The organism is Streptomyces ziwulingensis (assembly GCF_039542605.1).
Lineage (GTDB): Bacteria > Actinomycetota > Actinomycetes > Streptomycetales > Streptomycetaceae > Streptomyces > Streptomyces ziwulingensis.
Genome location: NZ_BAABIG010000080.1, coordinates 44,142 through 62,220, shown reverse-complemented (window position 1 = coordinate 62,220; position 18,079 = coordinate 44,142). Strand labels below are relative to the sequence as shown.

Sequence of the window (18,079 nt, the reverse complement as noted above, 5' to 3'; positions counted from 1 at the left end):
GGAGTTTCGCGATCTGCGAGATCGTCGGGTCATGACGAACCACAGCGAAACGAACGGGTCCTTCGACAACGCGGAAAACGCCGACATCGGCGGATACGAACGACCTGAGCCTCACCGGTCCGCGCGGTCCGCGCGGATCACCGAGGCCGCCGTGACCGCCGCGTCCGCCGGCACGTCGGAGGCCGCCGGGGGTGCCGAGGCCGCCGGGGCCGCCGGGGCCGCGTACGACGGTCACGGTGACGAGCAGCGGATCACCCTGCGCAGCCCGGCGGAACTGGCCGACGCCCTGCCCTACCTGCTCGGTTACCGCCCCGAGGACAGCATCGTCCTGGCCGCCCTGCACGACCGGTCCGGCCGCGGCCGGTTCGGCGGCCGGGCCCGCCTGGGCATCCCCGCCCACGCGGACGACTGGGACGCCGCGGCCCGGCAACTGGTGCACGGTCTGATCACCGGCAGCGAGCGCAGGGGCGGCCGGCCCGAGCAGATGGTCGCCTACCTCTGCCAGGAGCCGGCGCCGGGCGAGACCGGCCGCGAGGTGATGACCCGACTGCGACCGCTGGCCCAGAAGCTGCGCCTGGAGTGCGGAGCCCTCGACGTACCCGTGGTCGAGGCGCTGTGCCTGTCCGGAGGACGCTTCTGGTCGTACTGCTGCGACGACGAGTCGTGCTGCCCGGCCGGGGGCCTGCCGGTGGGCCCGCCGGGTACGTCGGTGCTGGCCGCCGCCGCGACGTACGCGGGCATTCAGGTGCGCGGCACGCTGCGCGAGTTGCGCTCCAGGCTGCTCCCCCGGGAGGACTCCGCCGCCCGCGCGCAGGAGGCCGCGCTCGACGCGGCCAGCGGGGAACTGGTCTCCCGGATCCTCGACGACACCGGCCGCGCGGACGTGGCCGCGCAGACCGTCGCACTGGCGGAGCGCGTCATGGGGCGCCTGGCCGAGGCACCGCCCGCGGCCGACCCCCGACGCGCCGACGGCCACGACGACGGACTGCTGGCGCACGACGAGGCCGCGCGGCTGCTCCTCGGACTCCAGGACCGCACGACACGGGACCGCGCGGCGCAGTGGATGGAGGGCGAGGACTCCGGCCCCGCCCTCCGGCTCTGGCGCGCGCTGGCCCGCCGCTGCGTAGGGTCGTACGGCGAATACGCCGCCGCGCCGCTCACCCTGGCGGGCTGGGTCGCCTGGTCCACCGGTGACGAACTCGAAGCGCGGGAGGCGCTGGCGATGGCGTTGGGCGCGGACTCCGAGTACCTGTTCGCCCGCCTCCTCCACCAGGCGTGCAACGAGGGCCTCGACCCCGAGTCGATCCGGCGCTGTCTGCGCGGGGAGAGCGGAGGCCGCACCCCTTCGGCCGACGCGGCTCCGGCCGTCTCTTCCACAGCCGTCTCGTCCACGGCAGTCTCGCCCACGGCCCCGGCGTCCAGCCGGCACCGGCGCCCACCGCGCACGCCGAAGGGCACCGGCCGTCCGGAGAGCGGGCCCGCCGGGCGGAGCCGTGCGGCGCGCTCGCGGCCCTCGGGGAGGGCCGCCGGTGTCCGGAAGAAGGCCTGTCCGGGCGGACGGGACGCCGAGGGGCCGGCGAACAGGGAGTAGCCGGAACCGGGGTGAGGCGGCGTCGCCCGTTCACCGCTTCCCCTGCGGCGTCCGGGGGACGGGCGTGACCCGGAGCGCGTCCGCCCCGTTCCCTTGTGTGGCGGAACGCCCGCACGAACCGTACCGCCACACCGCACCGCCGCGCCCGCACCGCCCCGCCCACACCGCCCCGCCCCGTCCACACCGGTTCGCGACCCCACATCTGCCCCAGCGCACCAACCGTCGCGCCGGAGCCCGACCACCAGCGCCGCACCTGCCCGAGGCGTATCGAGCGCAGAGGAAGTCCTCGCATGCACCAGCCGATCCAGTCCTCCTCCTCCGCTTCCCCCGCCACCGGTTCCGCGTCCCTCGCCGCCAGTACGGCTGCCCCCGCCTCGGGCGGGAGCAGCAGCCCCAGCCCGTCCGCGAGCGGTGCGGCGTCGCCACCGAGTCCGCTGGAGGCTCCGAACCACCTTGCCCCCTCGGGCCCCTTCGACCGGCCGGGCCAGAACGACAGCCGCAGCCGCAGCCGCGAACGTGACCGCGACCGTGGCCGAGGGCACGGCCAGGGAGCCGACTTGCCGACGAGCCGACTTGGTTCCGTCGCTGTGCCGGCTCCGGTGGCACGGGCGACGTCACGGTCGATTCCCCGGGTGGCGCCCCGGAGAGCCGCCGGACCGGGCGGCCTCCCGCCCACTCATGTGACCCTGATCTGCGTCGCCCTCCCCGGACTGGCCATCTCCACCGACCAGGGCCAGTTGACGGGACGCGGACTGGAAGGGTTCTACCGCGGGGGCCGACGCCTCCTCTCCCGGTGCGGACTTCTCGTCGCCGGACGCGAACCCGTACCGGTGCAGGCACGCATGACCGCTGCCGACCGGGCCCGTTTCGTGGGAACGGTCCGGTCCTCCTCGCCGCCCGGACCGGACCCGGACATCATGGTCGAGCGGATCCGCCACGCGGACGGCACGGAACGGATCACGCTGCGCAACTGGGGACCGCGGCCCCTGCGCCTGCCGGTCGAGGTGGCCCTCGGGACGGACCTGGCCGACCTCGGGGCGATCGCCGCCGGCGCCACGGGCCCCGACCTGCCCGCCACGGTGCACGACTCCGGTCTGCGCTGGTCGTGTTCCGCCGGCACCTCGTCTGTCGCGGCCGTTCCACCCCCTGCGGAGGCACTGGCCTCGGCGGGACTGCTGCGCTGGGAGTTCGATCTGGCACCGGGCGAGAGCAGGCGCCTGGAACTGCGGGTACGGCCGGACGGCGCGGGTCCGCTACGGGCCGTCGGACACGCCGCGACCAGCCCGCTGGCACCCTCGCGGGCGACCGGCGACGAGCCCGGCGTACCCGCGCTCTGGCGGACGGGCATCGAGGATCTGCGGGCCCTCCTCCTGCGCGACCCCGGTCACCCGGCGGACATCCACCTGGCGGCCGGGGCGCCGTGGCGCTGCGGCCTGGCCCCTGCCGAGTCCCTCGTCGCCGCCCGCATGACGCTCCCCCTCGGCACGCGTCTGGCCGTCGGCACCCTGCGCACCCTCGCCCGCACCCAGACCCCCGGCACCGGCCCTCGCTCGGGCATGATCCCCGGGCCACGACGGGACGCGGGCCCGCACCTGCCGCCCACCTGCACCGGCACCGAGGCCACCCTGCTCTTCCCGGTGCTCCTGGCCGAGGCCCGCCGCTGGGGGCTGCCCGAATCCGACACGGACGAGCTGCTGCCGACCGCCGAGCACTGTCTGGCCTGGCTGCGCGCCACCGTCGGAGACGGCACCTACGTGCCCGACCCGCACCCGGACGGCCCCGTGCGCTGCGAGACCCAGGCCCACGCCCACCGGGCCGCCCTGCTCGGCGCCGACCTGCTCGACGCCTGCAACAGGCCCGGGGGCCCCGCACTGCGCGAGTGGGCGGGGCGACTGCGCGCCGCCTTCCAGCGGGACTTCTGGCTGGACGACCCGAGCGGAGGCCGGCCCGCCGCGGCCACCACCCGGGACGGACGCCCCGTACCGCACCTCGGTTGCGCCGCCGCCCACCTCCTCGACACCGGCTTGCTGGGCGGCGGCGCCCACGCCCCTGGCCTGCTGGACAGCGTGCGCACCGAGCAACTCGCCCGGCTGCTCGGCGCCCCGGCCATGGACTGCGGCTGGGGACTGCGCGGGCTCGGCGCGAAGGAGCCCGGGTACAACCCGTTCGGCCACCGCGCCGGCGCGGTACGGGTGCACGAGACGGCTGTCGCCGTGGCCGGGCTGGCCGCCGCCGGTCACGAGAGGGAGGCCGGTTCCCTGGCCCGGGGCACCCTGGCCGCGGCCGGCGCCTTCGGCCACCGGCTGCCCGAGATGTACGCGGGGGAGCAGCGCACGGAGGGCGGCGCCCCCCTCGCGCACCCGGCCGCCTGCCGTCCCGCCGCCACCGCCGCGGCCGCCGGCGTCCTGCTGCTCACCTCGCTCGTGGGAATCCGCCCCGACGCCCCCGCCGGGACGGTCACCCTGCGCCCGCTGCGCGAAGCCCCCCTCGGTGAACTCGGACTCACCGGGCTGCGGGTGGCGGGCGCGCCCTTCTCCGTGCGGGTCAGCCGACTCGGCCTGGCCATGGTCGAGGAGGCGGCCGACGGACTGCAGCTAGGGGTGTGACCTGGCCTGAGACGATGCCCGACGACAACCGGGAGCAGACGGTGGGACTACTCGCGCACACCAGTGGACCCGCTACGGGCGCACCCCGCGAAGGGCGTGTTTATCGTCAGGGAGACGACTATGATCGCGGCATGTCCTACGACCCGTCAGCTTTCCCGCCCTTCGCCGTCACCGTGGACCTGGTCGTGCTGACCGTGCGCAGTCATGCCCTGTGCTCGCTGGCGGTACGCAGGGGCGAACCGCCGTTCCAGGGGCGCTGGGCCCTCCCCGGCGGTTTCGTGCGGGAGGACGAGGACCTCGCGCAGGCCGCGGCGCGCGAACTGGCCGAGGAGACGGGACTGCGCGTCCACGACCCCGCCGCACCCGCCCAGGACGACGGCGCACACCTGGAGCAACTGGCGACGTACGGCGATCCCGGACGTGACCCCCGGATGCGGGTGGTGAGCGTCGCCCACCTCGCTCTCGCCCCCGACCTGCCCGCACCCCGGGCGGGCGGTGACGCCAGCAACGCCCGCTGGGCACCGGTGGGAGAGATGCTGGAACGCGGCGGCCACGGCCGCGACGGCGAACCCGTGGCACCCCTGGCCTTCGACCACCACCAGATCCTGGCCGACGGCGTGGAACGCGCCCGTTCCAAGATCGAGTACTCGTCGCTGGCCACCGCCTTCTGCCCGCCGGAGTTCACCGTGGGCGAGCTGCGCCGCGTCTACGAGGCGGTGTGGGGCGTGGCCCTGGACCCGCGGAACTTCCACCGCAAGGTCACCGGCACCCCAGGGTTCCTCGTGCCCACGGGTGGCACGACCACGCGCCAGGGCGGCCGTCCGGCCCAGCTCTTCCGGGCCGGCGGAGCGACACTCCTGAACCCGCCGATGCTGCGTCCGGAGGTGTGAGGGGCGAGTCCTGGGCCACGACCGTGCGCCGCCAGAAAAACCGGACATAGCGCGTTATCTTGCTTCGGGTGATCCAGGCCATCGGACTGACCAGCAACCCCCGCAAAGAGTCTCCCCCCGCCGTCGACGACGTCTCCTTCGAGGCGTGCGCGGGCCGCGTCACCGTGCTGCTCGGAGCGTCGGGCGCCGGCAAGACGACAGCGCTCAGACTCATGCTCGAACTGCAACACGGCCGCGGCGTCACCTACTTCAGAGGCCGCCCCCTGCGCCGTATCGCCCACCCCTCCCGCGAGGTCGGTGTCCTGCTGGGTGACGTGCCCGGCCACCCCGCCCGTACGGTCCGCGGCCACCTCCGCATGCTGTGCGCGGCGGCCGGCGTCCCGGTGCGGCGCGCCGACGAAGTCCTGGAAGCGGTCGGGCTCGTCAGCCTGCGCGACGAACGCCTGGGCACCCTGTCCCGCGGCATGGACCGCCGCCTCGGCCTCGGCTGCGCCCTGCTGGCCGACCCGCACACGCTCGTCCTCGACGATCCGGCCGCCGGGCTCTCCGCCCGCGAGAGCCGATGGCTGCACGGCACACTGCGCGCGTACGCGGTCCAGGGTGGGACGGTGCTGCTCACCACGGCCGATCCCAAGGAGGCCGCACGCGTCGCCGACCACGTCGTGACACTGGAGCACGGCAGGCTCGTCGCCGACCAGCAGGCGTCGGACTTCGCCCGCACCCGGCTGCGCCCCAGGGTCGCCGTCCGCAGCCCCCACGCCGCCCGCCTCGCCGCGCTTCTCACCAAAGAGGCCCGCGCCACTCATCGCTCCGTCGAGGTGGTCCACGAGGGCGGCAACCGCCTGGCCGTGTACGGCAGTACCTGCGCTGTCGTGGGCGACACCGCCTTCCGTCACGGAATCCTCGTCCATCAACTGGCGGACGAGATCGGCGACATGGGTGCCGGAGCCGGTGCAGGAGCCGGCGCCGGGGCCGATGGGGATGCTGACGACGAGGAGGCGGACGGCACGGACGCCGCCACCGCCACCACCTCGGTCGCAGGCGGGAACACGGCGGCTGCGGCGGCGGGCGAGCGGGACCGAGACCACTGCCCGGCCGGCCGCCCGGAAGCGGCCGAGGTAGCGGCCGAGGAAGGGGCGGAATCCGCCCAGCCCGCCCACTCGTCCCCGGCGCCCCGGCCACACCTGCGTGCCGATCCCGGCGACGCGCTGTCTCCCCTCCCGCCCCCCATTTCCGTCCGCTCCGCCCCCAGCCCCCTGCGCCCCCTGCGCTACGAGATCCGGCGGACCGTCGGCATCGGTACCGTATTCCTGACGGGCGCTGTCGTACTCCTCGTGTCCGCCGTCACCGCCGTCATCCTGGCCCGCGTCGGGCACACTCCGCAGCCGCGGCTGCTGGCCGCCTGGCCGAGGGAACTGCCACTGCCGCCCGCGGCGCTCGGCGCGGGGCTGCTGGGGGCGCTCGCCTTCGGCGACGAGTTCCGCCACCCCGCGCTGGCGGTGGACCGGGGCACCGTGCCGCGCCGGCTGGGACTGCTGGGCGCCAAACTCCTGGTCTCCGCAGTCGTCGCGCTGCTGCTGGCCGTCCTCACGGTCGGCTGTGACGCCGAAGTGCTCCACGTGTTCTACGGACAGGAGTTCTCCAGGGTTCCCGCCGACTGGGTCGCACTGAGCACGGGTTGGGCCGGCCTGGTGATCGGATGCGCCTGGGCGGGCGTGCTGGCCGCGGGCGTCTTCCGGTCCACCACCGCCGGTCTCGCGGCCGTGGTCACCGTTCCGGTGCTCGTCGTCCCGCTCGTGCGCGAGGTCTGGGACGGCGGTTCGGTACGGACCGCCGCCGGTCTCCCCCTGCGGGTGCGGGAGGTACTCCTGGCGCAGTGGCCCTTCGGCGGAGAGCGCTACGTGGCCGCCGCGCTGCGCGCGCTCGGCCAACCTGTGGCCGGCGCACTGGCGTTGTCGCTGACCGCTCTGCTCTGCGCTTATCTGCTCACCTCCCGGCGCGGCAGAGTCCGATGACGACCGTCCGGGGCGCCGCCGGTCCGGGCCTGTACGCAACTCCCCCGGGGAAAGCCCATTTCTTTCCGATAAGGCGTCAATTGCGACGGGGTGAGCGATCACCCTTTCGTGTGCTTTTCACCAAAGACCTCAAGGGAGTTGAGCTGAACGCCGACAAAGGAAGCGTGAGTACCCTTGCGCACACCATGATGACCGCCGCCCGCTCCGCCGACTCCGGCCTCGCGTCCCCGGGCGAATTCGACCGCTACCCCTACGCGGAGGCGCCCGCCGTCGACCGCGTCGGGATCCCCGCCTGGGAAGGAGTCGATGCCGAGCTGGGCCGCGTGGGCCGGCGCACCGCGGGCAACCGCGGCCGCGGACTGCACGGGCAACTTGTTCAGCAGCTCGGTCAGATGATCGTCTCCGGCGACCTGGGTGCCGACCGCCCGCTGGTGCCCGAGGAGATCGGCCAGCGTTTCGAGGTGTCCCGCACCGTCGTCCGGGAGTCGCTGCGCGTTCTGGAGGCCAAGGGCCTGGTGAGCGCCCGCCCCAACGTCGGCACGCGCGTGCGCCCCGTCAGTGACTGGAACCTGCTCGATCCCGACATCATCGAGTGGCGGGCCTTCGGGCCACAGCGCGACGACCAGCGCCGCGAGCTGAGCGAGCTGCGCTGGACGATCGAGCCGCTCGCCGCGCGCCTGGCCGCCGGACACGGGCGGGAGGACGTGCAGCAGCGCCTCACCGACATGGTCGCCATCATGGGCCACGCCATGGCCCAGGGCGACGCGCTCACCTTCTCCCGCGCCGACGCCGAATTCCACTCCCTCCTGATCCAGATCGCCGGCAACCGCATGCTGGAACACCTCTCCGGCATCGTGTCCGCCGCCCTCCAGGTCTCCGGCAATCCGGTCACGGGCTGTGACCGACCGAACGACGCGTCGCTGGCGCAGCACGGCCGGATCGTCGACGCGGTCGGCGCCGCCGACGCCACGGCGGCCGAAACGGCCATGCGTCAACTGCTCACCGTCCACCCCGAGGTGGAGCGGGTGGTGCCCGCCCCCCGGGAACACTGACCGCGTTCCGCCGGAGCGGCGCGTTCGGGCACGCCACCCCCCTCCCGTGGCGGTGCCCGGCCGGTTCGCCGTCGCCGCCGACCCCGCAGCGCCGCCCCGGCGCCGCGGGGTCGGCGGTCTGGCGACGGACCCCTGCCCGTTCCGCGGCCTCTCCGTGTCCCGTCGCTTCCCGGTCCCGCTTCTGGCCGGACCGGTGTCGTCTGTGACCCGTTATGTAAATATTTGAAAGTTTCCGCACGCTTATGGGGTGTGACTCGGGCCACGCGGATTGGGCGTAACGCTCGTGGAGGCCACGCGATGACCTAAGAGGCAGCAGCCGCGGAGGGAATACAGGCGCCGTTCACGGCGCTGTGCATCTCCCCGGCCTCCGCCCGCGCCGTCGGCCCATCCCCAAGCCGGCGGTCGGCTCCAGTCCGCCGTGGACGGGGCCGGAAGCCGTTCCCAACGTCCCGAGAGGTTGTTCGTGTCGGCCAGCACATCCCGTACGCTCCCGCCGGAGATCGCCGAGTCCGTCTCTGTCATGGCTCTCATTGAGCGGGGAAAGGCTGAGGGGCAGATCGCCGGCGATGACGTGCGTCGGGCCTTCGAAGCTGACCAGATTCCGGCCACTCAGTGGAAGAACGTACTGCGCAGCCTCAACCAGATCCTCGAGGAAGAGGGTGTGACGCTGATGGTCAGTGCCGCGGAGCCGAAGCGCACCCGAAAGAGCGTCGCAGCGAAGAGTCCCGTCAAGCGCACCGCCACCAAGACGGTCGCGGCCAAGACGGTGACCAGCAGGAAGACCACCACCGCCGCCACTGCGGCGCCGTCCGCCGCCGACCCCGCCGGCGAGGACGAGACCACCGCCAAGAAGACGGCGGCGAAGAAGACCACCGCCAAGAAGGTCGCGGCGAAGAAGACCACCGCCAAGAAGACGGCCGCGAAGAAGACCACCTCCAAGAAGGACGAGGGCGAGCTTCTCGAGGGGGACGAGGCGGTCGAGGAGACCAAAACCGGGGACGAGCCGGAGGGCACCGAGAACGCGGGCTTCGTCCTGTCCGACGACGACGAGGACGACGCGCCGGCCCAGCAGGTCGCCGCCGCCGGTGCCACCGCCGACCCGGTCAAGGACTACCTCAAGCAGATCGGCAAGGTCCCGCTGCTCAACGCCGAGCAGGAGGTCGAGCTGGCCAAGCGCATCGAGGCGGGCCTGTTCGCCGAGGACAAGCTGGCCAACGCCGACAAGCTGGCGCCGAAGCTCAAGCGCGAGCTGGAGATCATCGCCGAGGACGGCCGCCGCGCCAAGAACCACCTCCTGGAGGCCAACCTCCGCCTGGTGGTCTCCCTGGCCAAGCGCTACACCGGCCGCGGCATGCTCTTCCTGGACCTCATCCAGGAGGGCAACCTCGGTCTGATCCGCGCGGTGGAGAAGTTCGACTACACCAAGGGCTACAAGTTCTCCACGTACGCCACCTGGTGGATCCGGCAGGCGATCACCCGCGCCATGGCCGACCAGGCCCGCACCATCCGCATCCCCGTGCACATGGTCGAGGTCATCAACAAGCTCGCGCGCGTGCAGCGCCAGATGCTCCAGGACCTGGGCCGCGAGCCCACCCCGGAGGAACTGGCCAAGGAACTCGACATGACCCCGGAGAAGGTCATCGAGGTCCAGAAGTACGGCCGCGAGCCCATCTCCCTGCACACCCCGCTGGGCGAGGACGGCGACAGCGAGTTCGGCGACCTCATCGAGGACTCCGAAGCCGTCGTCCCGGCCGACGCGGTCAGCTTCACCCTGCTCCAGGAGCAGCTCCACTCGGTGCTCGACACCCTGTCCGAGCGCGAGGCGGGCGTCGTCTCCATGCGCTTCGGCCTCACCGACGGTCAGCCGAAGACCCTCGACGAGATCGGCAAGGTGTACGGCGTCACGCGCGAGCGGATCCGCCAGATCGAGTCCAAGACCATGTCGAAGCTGCGCCACCCGTCCCGCTCCCAGGTGCTGCGCGACTACCTCGACTGACCCGTGCCCGTGCGGGCGACAGGCCCGGTCCCCTGCGGGGGGCCGGGCCTGTCGCCGTGTCCGCCGACCGCGCAGGACGATGGCCGTCGCCCCGGGGGTGCGGGGCGGCGTCGAGTGAATCACTCTGGGTGTTTCCTGACCACCGTGGAGTGAGGAGCCCCTATGCGCCGTCCTTCCGCCCGGGCGCTGGCCCGGCCGCTGGTTCTGGTGGTCGCGGCGTCCGGCATACCGCTCGCGTCCGCCGAGCCCGCCACCGCCGACAGCGTCGTCGTCGGGGGTTTCCCGGTCGACGTGGCCGACAGTCCGTGGACGGTGGCCCTGTCCAGCCGTGACCGGTTCGGGGGTACGCGGGCGGGACAGTTCTGCGGGGGAGTGGCGGTCGGCCGGACCACCGTCCTCACCGCCGCCCACTGCCTCGGGCAGGACGTCCTGGGAGCGGCGCCGCGGAGCATGCGCGACCTGAAGGTCGTCGCGGGCCGTACGGACCTGCTCTCGGAGCAGGGCGCGGAGATCCCCGTGCGCGAGATCTGGGTGAATCCGGCGTACGACGACGCCGGCAACTCCGGCGACTTCGCCGTCCTCACCCTCTCCCAGGCCCTGCCGCCCGGATCCGCCGCCACGGCGGCGGCCACCGGCGACCCCGCCTACCTGCCGGGAACGGGCGCCGTGGTCTACGGGTGGGGCGACACCTCGGGCGCCGGCGACTATCCGAACAGCCTGCGGGGTTCCCACGTGCGCGTCCTGCCCGACGCGCTCTGTGCGCAGGCGTATCCGGGCAGTGCGGAGGGCCGTTACGGCAGCGCGGACATGCTCTGCGCCGGGGAGGGAGCCGGGGGCCGCGACGCCTGCCAGGGGGACAGCGGCGGGCCGCTGATGGCCCAGGGGAAACTCATCGGACTGGTGTCCTGGGGAAGCGGCTGCGGACGGTCGGGAAAACCCGGGGTCTACACGCGCGTCTCCGCCGTCCTACGGAGCCTGGGACGGGCGTCCGGGGAGACGGTCGCGCCGACCGGTCGCAGGGCGCGACGCGCCGCCTGAGGGCCGCCGAGGACGGACCTGAGTCGCATGCGGGTATACGGGCGAGGGCGGTCACCTCCCGAGGGAGGTGACCGCCCTTACACCGGCCTGGGCCGGTCTCGCTCGTCGTCGGACGCGATGTGTCAGCGCTCGTCTTCGGATGTACTTTCCGGAACGGAGGTCAGGCGCTCGCTCTCGTCCTGTATCTCAGCGGCGATCTTCTTGAGTTCCGGCTCGAACTTGCGGCCGTGGTGGGCGCAGAAGAGCAGTTCTCCGCCGCTCAGCAGGACGACGCGCAGGTATGCCTGAGCGCCGCAACGGTCGCATCGGTCAGCGGCCGTCAGCGGGCTCGCGGAAGTCAGAACAGTAGTCACGTCGCCTCTTCTCTAGCTCGACGAGCTGTCGTACCAGGGTCAACATCCAACCAGCCCCAAAACGTTCCCGCTCGTGGCTTTTTCTCGAAAAAACTTTCCGAGAAGGCTGACTGTTGCCGGTTGGCGGCGAATGTGCCGTATTGCGTGTCTCTGTGTCTTACGGGTTCGCGCAGTCGGTCGGGGGTCGGTCCCACCGGCTGGGTTGCCGGGTTGTTCATGAGGACGTGCCCGGAGCCTAAATGGTTCATGCCTCGAAGGGAACGTGATGTGTACTTCACTCCATCGAGGGATCGAACGAGCGTGCGACGCTGGACTAGGGTAAGTCCGCGACGAGGGTGGCGTTACAAGGGCTCTACCAGGGCTGGGTACCCTCTGAGCGGTGAACCAAGCCGCGCCCTTACCCAACAGGGCCCCATCTGAAATTCAGCGAGGAGCGAACCGCGTGACCGCCGAGACGTCCGTGCCGTCCACTGCGCTGCTGGCAGGAGCAGACCGGGACGGGTCCAACTACACCGCGCGGCACCTGCTCGTCCTCGAGGGGCTCGAGGCCGTGCGCAAGCGACCCGGCATGTACATCGGGTCCACCGACAGCCGTGGCCTGATGCACTGCCTGTGGGAGATCATCGACAACTCCGTGGACGAGGCCCTCGGTGGCTACTGCGACCACATCGACGTGATCCTCCACGACGACGGCTCGGTGGAGGTCCGCGACAACGGCCGCGGCATCCCGGTCGACGTCGAGCCCAAGACCGGGCTCTCCGGTGTCGAGGTCGTCCTGACCAAGCTGCACGCCGGCGGCAAGTTCGGCGGCGGCTCCTACGCCGCCTCCGGCGGTCTGCACGGCGTCGGCGCCTCCGTGGTGAACGCCCTCTCCGCCCGGCTCGACGTCGAGGTGGACCGCGGCGGGCAGACCCACGCCATCAGTTTCCGGCGCGGTGTCCCCGGCGCCTTCGCCGCCGCGGGCCCGGACGCCAAGTTCGAGGTCGAGAGCGGACTGCGCAAGGCCAGGAAGATTCCCAAGTCGCGCACCGGCACGCGCGTGCGCTACTGGGCCGACCGGCAGATCTTCCTGAAGGACGCCAAGCTCTCCCTCGACACGCTGCACCAGCGGGCCCGGCAGACCGCGTTCCTGGTGCCCGGCCTGACCATCGTGGTGCGGGACGAGTTCGGACTGGGCGAGGGCGGCAGCAAGGGCGAGGAGTCCTTCCGCTTCGACGGCGGCATCAGCGAGTTCTGCGAGTTCCTGGCCAAGGACAGGGGCATCTGCGACGTCCTCCGCCTCACCGGGCAGGGCAGCTTCAAGGAGACGGTCCCCGTCCTCGACGAGCGCGGCCAGATGACGCCCACCGAGGTCACCCGCGAACTCGGCGTCGATGTGGCGATGCGCTGGGGGACCGGCTACGACACGACGCTCAGGTCGTTCGTCAACATCATCGCCACCCCCAAGGGCGGCACCCACGTCGCCGGCTTCGAGCAGGCCATCGCCAAGACGATGAACGAGGTGCTGCGCGCCAAGAAGATGCTGCGCGTCGCCGAGGACGACATCGTCAAGGACGACGCCCTCGAAGGACTCACGGCGGTCGTCACGGTCCGGCTCGCCGAGCCGCAGTTCGAGGGGCAGACCAAGGAGGTGCTCGGCACCTCGGCGGCCCGCCGCATCGTGAACACCGTGATCACCAGGGAGCTCAAGGCGTTCCTGACCTCCACCAGGCGCGACGCCGCGCAGCAGGCCCGGGTCGTCATGGAGAAGGCCGTCGCCGCGGCCCGCACCCGCATCGCCGCGCGTCAGCACAAGGACGCCCAGCGCCGCAAGACGGCCCTGGAGTCCTCCTCGCTGCCCGCCAAGCTGGCCGACTGCCGCAGCGACGACGTGGACCGCAGCGAGCTGTTCATCGTCGAGGGGGACTCCGCGCTCGGCACCGCGAAGCTCGCCCGGAACTCCGAGTTCCAGGCGTTGCTGCCGATCCGGGGCAAGATCCTCAACGTCCAGAAGTCGTCCGTGACCGACATGCTGAAGAACGCCGAGTGCGGCGCGATCATCCAGGTCATAGGGGCCGGCTCCGGGCGCACCTTCGACATCGACACGGCCCGCTACGGCAAGATCATCATGATGACCGACGCCGATGTCGACGGTTCTCACATCCGGACGCTGCTGCTGACCCTGTTCCACCGCTACATGCGGCCCATGGTCAAGGCGGGCCGGGTCTTCGCCGCCGTGCCGCCGCTGCACCGCATCGAGATCGTCCAGCCGAAGAAGGGTCAGGACAAGTACGTCTACACGTACTCGGACCGCGAGCTGCGCGACAAGCTGATGGAGTTCCAGAGCAAGGGCGTGCGGTACAAGGACTCCATCCAGCGGTACAAGGGTCTGGGCGAGATGGACGCCGATCAGCTCGCGGAGACCACCATGGACCCGCGCCACCGCACCCTGCGCCGGATCAACCTCAGCGACCTCGAGGGCGCCGAGCAGGTCTTCGATCTGCTGATGGGCAACGACGTCGCTCCCCGCAAGGAGTTCATCTCCAACTCGGCGGCGACGCTCGACCGGTCACGGATCGACGCGTAACCGGACGGCGGCGCGCCCGCCCGGCCGCGGATGCGGGAGTGCTGCTCGCCCGCGACCTCGATGTCGCCATCCTGGTGAGCCTCGCCTTCGCGGTCGCCGTCTGGGCGGTCTACGGCGGCCTCGTCCCGGCGGTGCTGCTCGTCCTGCTCTCGCCCGTGGTGCCGGGCAGCCCGGAATCCCTCTTTCCGGGCGTCGACTTCCGGTACTTCCCGCTGCGGAACCCCGGACTGGTATCGATCCCGGCGGGTTCCCTGGCCGGCCGGCTCGGTACGGCCACCTCGCGGGAGACGCCGGACGAGGCCAGGCACGCCGGGACGGAGGCGCGGGCGCTGACGGGAGCGGGAGCCGCGTGACGGTGCTCCCGGAGCACCTTGGGCAGGCGTTGTCCCGTATCGCCGGTCAGCCGCGGGTCACCCACACATAGCGGTGTTCCGGGCGGCCCGCGTCGCCGTACCTGAGGGTCAGCCGGGCCCGTCCGGTGCGCTCCAGGAGTTTCAGATAGCGCTGGGCGGTCTGCCGGCTCACCCCCGTCAGCTCCGCGATCTCCAGGGCGGACAAGGGGCCGTCGGCCCGCATCAGGGACTGCCGTACCGCCTCCGCCGTGGTGGGGGAGTGCCCCTTGGGCAGCCCCGGCTCCGACACGGACGACAGGGCACCGAAGATGCGGTCCACCTCGGCCTGCTCCGCCTCGCCGCCGCCGTCGAGGGTGCGCCGCAGGACGGCGTACGCCTCCAGTTTGGCGCGCAGGCCGGCAAAGGCGAACGGCTTGACCAGGTACTGCAGGGCGCCCTGCCGCATCGCCGCCTGCACGGTCGACACGTCCCGCGCCGCGGTCACCATGATCACGTCGGTCTGGTGGCCCCGCCGGCGCATTTCGCCGACCACCTCCAGACCGGTGTGGTCGGGCAGGTAGTGGTCGAGCAGGACCAGGTCGACACGGGGGAGCGCCGCCAGGGCGCGCAGTGCCTCCCCGGCGGTGTGCGCCTGGCCGGCGACGTGGAAGCCAGGCACCTTCTCGACGTAGGCGGCGTTGACCCGTGCGACCCGGGTGTCGTCGTCCACGACCAGGACCTCGATCACCGTGACTCCTCCTCGACAGCGGTGCCGGCGGACGCGGCGGGTACGGTCCGGGGAGCCGGTGCGGCCAGCGCCTCGGGCAGGACGACGGTGAACTCGGCGCCGCCGCCCGGCGCCTCCCCCACCGTCACGCTGCCGCCCTGACGCTCGGCGAGCCGGCGCACCAGGGGCAGCCCGAGGCCGCGTTCGCGGTGTGCGGGCGGCTCCTTGGTGCTCCAGCCCTCCGTGAACACCGCCGCACGGTGTTCGGGCGCGACACCCGGACCCGTGTCCCGCACCTTGAGGACGACGGTCCGCGCCCGCGTACGCAACTCGACCTCCACGCGTGCGTGTGTCGTGCCCGCGGCGGCGTCGAGGGCGTTGTCCACCAGGTTGCCGACGACCGTGACGAGCCCCCGGGGGTCCACCAGACGGTCCGGCAGCCGCGTGCGGTCCGACACCCACAGGGCGACCCCGCGTTCGGCCGCGACGGTCGCCTTGCCGACCAGCGCGGCGGCCAGCAGGGGATCGGTGATCCGTTCGGCGATCTGCTCGGCGGTGGCCCGGTGGTCGCCCACCACCTCGCCGATGTACTCCACGGCCTCCTCGTACATCTCCAGTTCGAGCAGGCCCAGCAGGGTGTGCATGCGGTTGGCGTGCTCATGATCCAAGGCGCGCAGGGCGTCGGTCAGACCACGCGTGGAGTCCAGCTCCCGGCCGAGCTGCTCCAGCTCGGTGCGGTCGCGCAGGGTGGCGACGGCGCCGCCGTCGTCGGTGGGCATGCGGTTGGCGACCAGGACGCGCCGGCCGCGCACGGTCAGCAGGTCCGTGCCCGGCACCCGGCCGGCCAGCACGTCGGCCGTACGGCCCGCGCCGAGCGCCTCGTCGGGCAGCAGCCCGACGGCCTCGCCGCCGACGCCCAGCAGACGCTGCGCCTCGTCGTTGAGCAGCCGGACCCTCCCGCCGCGGTCCAGTGCGACGACGCCCTCCCGGATGCCGTGCAGCATGGCCTCGCGTTCGGCGAGCAGCGCCGCGATGTCGGAGAAGGCGAGGTCCCGGGTCTGCCGCTGGACCCGGCGGGAGATGAACCAGGCCGCGAGCGCACCGACGGCCAGCGCACCACCGGCGTACGCGAACAGCCCGGGGACGGCATGGACCAGACGGGCCCGGACGCTGTCGTACGCGATGCCCACCGAGACCGCCCCGACGACCCCGCCGCGCTCGTCGCGCAGCGGTACCTTGCCCCGGGCCGAGCGGCCCAGGGTGCCGTCGTCGATCTCCATCACCTCGCGCCCGGCCAGCGCCCGGCCCGGGTCGGTCGACACGGTCTCGCCGACCCGCCCCGGATCGGTGTGCGACCAGCGCACGCCCCGCCGGTCCATGATCACCACGTACTCCGCCCCGGTGGCCGCCCGGATCCGCTCCGCCTCCCGCTGCACGGGCCCGTCCGCCGAGGCGGGGGTGGCGCCGAGGTCGGCGGCGATCTGCGGTTGCTCCGCGGTGGTCTGCGCGATCGCCAGCGCCCGGCGCATCGCCTGGTCGTCCAACTGATCCCCGAGCGGCGCGAGGAACAGCCCGGTCGCGAGCACCGCGACCCCGGCGGCGATCGCCAACTGCATCACCAGTACCTGCGAGAACACCCGCCGCGGCAGACCGAGGCGCCGACGGCGTGCGGGAGGACCGGGACTCATGCCCACGACGGTACGTGGCCGCGCGCCGGGCGGTGCAGGGGATGTGACCGATCTCCCGGACCGTGCCCCGCCACCACCCCGTGACCGTGCCCCGCCAGCGCCCCCGGACCGTGCCCCATCCCCCCGGACCGTGCCCCACCAGCGCCCCCCGACCGTGCGCTGTGCGCCCCCAGCCGGGGCCCGCGTCCCTCCGCCACCCCCGCTCCTCGCGCGGGGTCAGCTCGCGAGTGCCGACGCCATGGCCAGTTCGCGGACCTCGGTCGCGTCCATCCGCGCGGGTGAGCCGAGGACGGAGGCCCCGCAGCTCTCCGGGCGCGGCGGCGCCGCCGCGCCCTGGGCGACGGCGACCCGCCAGTGCCGTCCGTCGGTGTGGGCCACGATCACCTCCCAGTGCGGCGCCGAGCCGTCCGTCCGCACGACGCTCAGCGCCCCGGCGGCCGCCTCACCCGCCGCCGCCCGCACCGCCAGCTCGGCGGCCTGCGCCGGACGCTCCCAGGCCGAGCGGCCGCGGCAGCCCGCCGTGACGATCCGGCCCTCGTGCGCCCCGCGCAGGATCTCCCGCACCGCGGGAGCGTCGACCCTGCCGTACGCGTAGCCGTACGGCAGGACCAGCACGGTCGGGGAGAAACGGTGGCCGCCCAGATGGGTGACCTCCCAGACGCCCTCGGACCCGGACCCGGAGGCGGCCAGTTCGGCGGCCAGCGGTCGGCCGAGCAGAGCGCAGCACCGGTCGCGCCTGCCGTTGGTGCAGACCAGGGCGAGGGGGTCGCCGGTGTGCGGCCCACCCCGCAGCACCGCGTCGAAACCGCGGTGGTCCCCCCTGCCGAGCGCGGCGAGGTCGAGGTCGAGCAGGCGCGCGGGGTCGGTCACCGCGGCGGTGCGCAGCCAGGAGTTCCCCGGTGCCGTGTGGGCGGCGTACACCCGGCGCTCGGCGGCAGAACCGCCGGAGTCCGCGTGCCGCCCGGGACGGCGGATGAGCGCCAGGCGTACGCCCGTGCCGTGGGCGCCCTGCTCCAGCGCCCGGCCCAGTGCCGGATCGAGGTGGCTCGACGTGAGCGCCTTGGCGCCCCAGGGGCCGGCCTGCTCCAGCAGCAGCCAGGTCGTCGCGGTGGCCGCGGTTCCCGCGACGGGCTCGTCGAGATCACGGGAGACGGCTGAGCACGTACTCACAGAGGTGAGCCTAACCTGACTTGACCGTCGGCTCATTCCGGCGGCGCGCGGAAAA

12 protein-coding genes and 1 pseudogene are annotated in these 18,079 nt (G+C 73.0%); 9 read left to right on the top strand and 4 right to left on the bottom strand.

The genetic code is table 11. The features are described from left to right. The first annotated feature begins 31 nt into the window (after positions 1–31). The 7 genes from ABEB00_RS30735 to ABEB00_RS30705 all read left to right on the top strand — a co-directional run bounded on the left by ABEB00_RS30735 (position 32) and on the right by ABEB00_RS30705 (position 11,188). Positions 32–1,591, top strand: coding sequence for a DUF4192 domain-containing protein (locus tag ABEB00_RS30735; RefSeq protein WP_345623904.1), 1,560 nt, complete (start codon positions 32–34; stop codon positions 1,589–1,591). Positions 1,592–2,223: 632 nt separating this feature from the next. Continuing rightward, positions 2,224–4,197 carry a glycogen debranching N-terminal domain-containing protein gene (locus ABEB00_RS30730; protein ID WP_345623902.1) on the top strand — a complete coding sequence of 658 codons (1,974 nt, stop codon included), beginning with the start codon at positions 2,224–2,226 and terminating at the stop codon, positions 4,195–4,197. A 131-nt stretch (positions 4,198–4,328) separates the two neighbouring features. Further along, positions 4,329–5,087, top strand: coding sequence for an NUDIX hydrolase (locus ABEB00_RS30725; RefSeq protein WP_345623900.1), 759 nt, complete (start codon positions 4,329–4,331; stop codon positions 5,085–5,087). Between the two features lie 68 nt (positions 5,088–5,155). Further along, a complete protein-coding gene (locus ABEB00_RS30720) occupies positions 5,156–7,102 on the top strand; it encodes an ABC transporter ATP-binding protein (protein ID WP_345623898.1) in 1,947 nt (648 codons plus the stop codon). Between the two features lie 164 nt (positions 7,103–7,266). After that, on the top strand, positions 7,267–8,154 hold the full coding sequence (locus ABEB00_RS30715; protein WP_345623896.1) for a FadR/GntR family transcriptional regulator: 888 nt from the start codon (positions 7,267–7,269) through the stop codon (positions 8,152–8,154). A 463-nt stretch (positions 8,155–8,617) separates the two neighbouring features. Further along, complete coding sequence (locus tag ABEB00_RS30710) at positions 8,618–10,150, top strand: RNA polymerase sigma factor (protein ID WP_345623893.1); 1,533 nt, start codon at positions 8,618–8,620, stop codon at positions 10,148–10,150. A 162-nt stretch (positions 10,151–10,312) separates the two neighbouring features. Next, positions 10,313–11,188, top strand: coding sequence for a S1 family peptidase (locus ABEB00_RS30705; RefSeq protein WP_345623890.1), 876 nt, complete (start codon positions 10,313–10,315; stop codon positions 11,186–11,188). 122 nt (positions 11,189–11,310) lie between these two features. Here ABEB00_RS30705 and ABEB00_RS30700 read toward each other — a convergent pair whose 3' ends face one another. Further along, the gene (locus tag ABEB00_RS30700) at positions 11,311–11,541 is read right to left on the bottom strand and encodes a DUF7455 domain-containing protein (protein WP_345623887.1); all 231 of its coding nucleotides are present in this window, start codon (positions 11,539–11,541) and stop codon (positions 11,311–11,313) included. Positions 11,542–11,983: 442 nt separating this feature from the next. On the opposite strand from ABEB00_RS30700, the gene ABEB00_RS30695 reads away from it, so the two are divergent. Next, a complete protein-coding gene (locus ABEB00_RS30695; RefSeq protein ID WP_345623885.1) occupies positions 11,984–14,107 on the top strand; it encodes a DNA gyrase/topoisomerase IV subunit B in 2,124 nt (707 codons plus the stop codon). 41 nt (positions 14,108–14,148) lie between these two features. Beyond that, positions 14,149–14,460 (top strand): annotated as a pseudogene (locus ABEB00_RS30690) (cation acetate symporter); the annotation flags it as partial. A 46-nt stretch (positions 14,461–14,506) separates the two neighbouring features. Here ABEB00_RS30690 and ABEB00_RS30685 read toward each other — a convergent pair. From ABEB00_RS30685 to ABEB00_RS30675, 3 genes are all read right to left on the bottom strand, one after another. Further along, the gene (locus tag ABEB00_RS30685) at positions 14,507–15,187 is read right to left on the bottom strand and encodes a response regulator (protein ID WP_345623883.1); all 681 of its coding nucleotides are present in this window, start codon (positions 15,185–15,187) and stop codon (positions 14,507–14,509) included. After that, positions 15,184–16,854 carry a sensor histidine kinase gene (locus tag ABEB00_RS30680; RefSeq protein ID WP_345623881.1) on the bottom strand — a complete coding sequence of 557 codons (1,671 nt, stop codon included), beginning with the start codon at positions 16,852–16,854 and terminating at the stop codon, positions 15,184–15,186. The genes ABEB00_RS30685 and ABEB00_RS30680 overlap by 4 nt, the downstream gene beginning before the upstream one ends. Positions 16,855–17,070: 216 nt before the next feature. After that, positions 17,071–18,024: a ferredoxin family protein gene (locus tag ABEB00_RS30675; RefSeq protein WP_345623879.1), complete on the bottom strand. Its 954-nt coding sequence runs from the start codon at positions 18,022–18,024 to the stop codon at positions 17,071–17,073. Positions 18,025–18,079 lie beyond the last annotated feature (55 nt).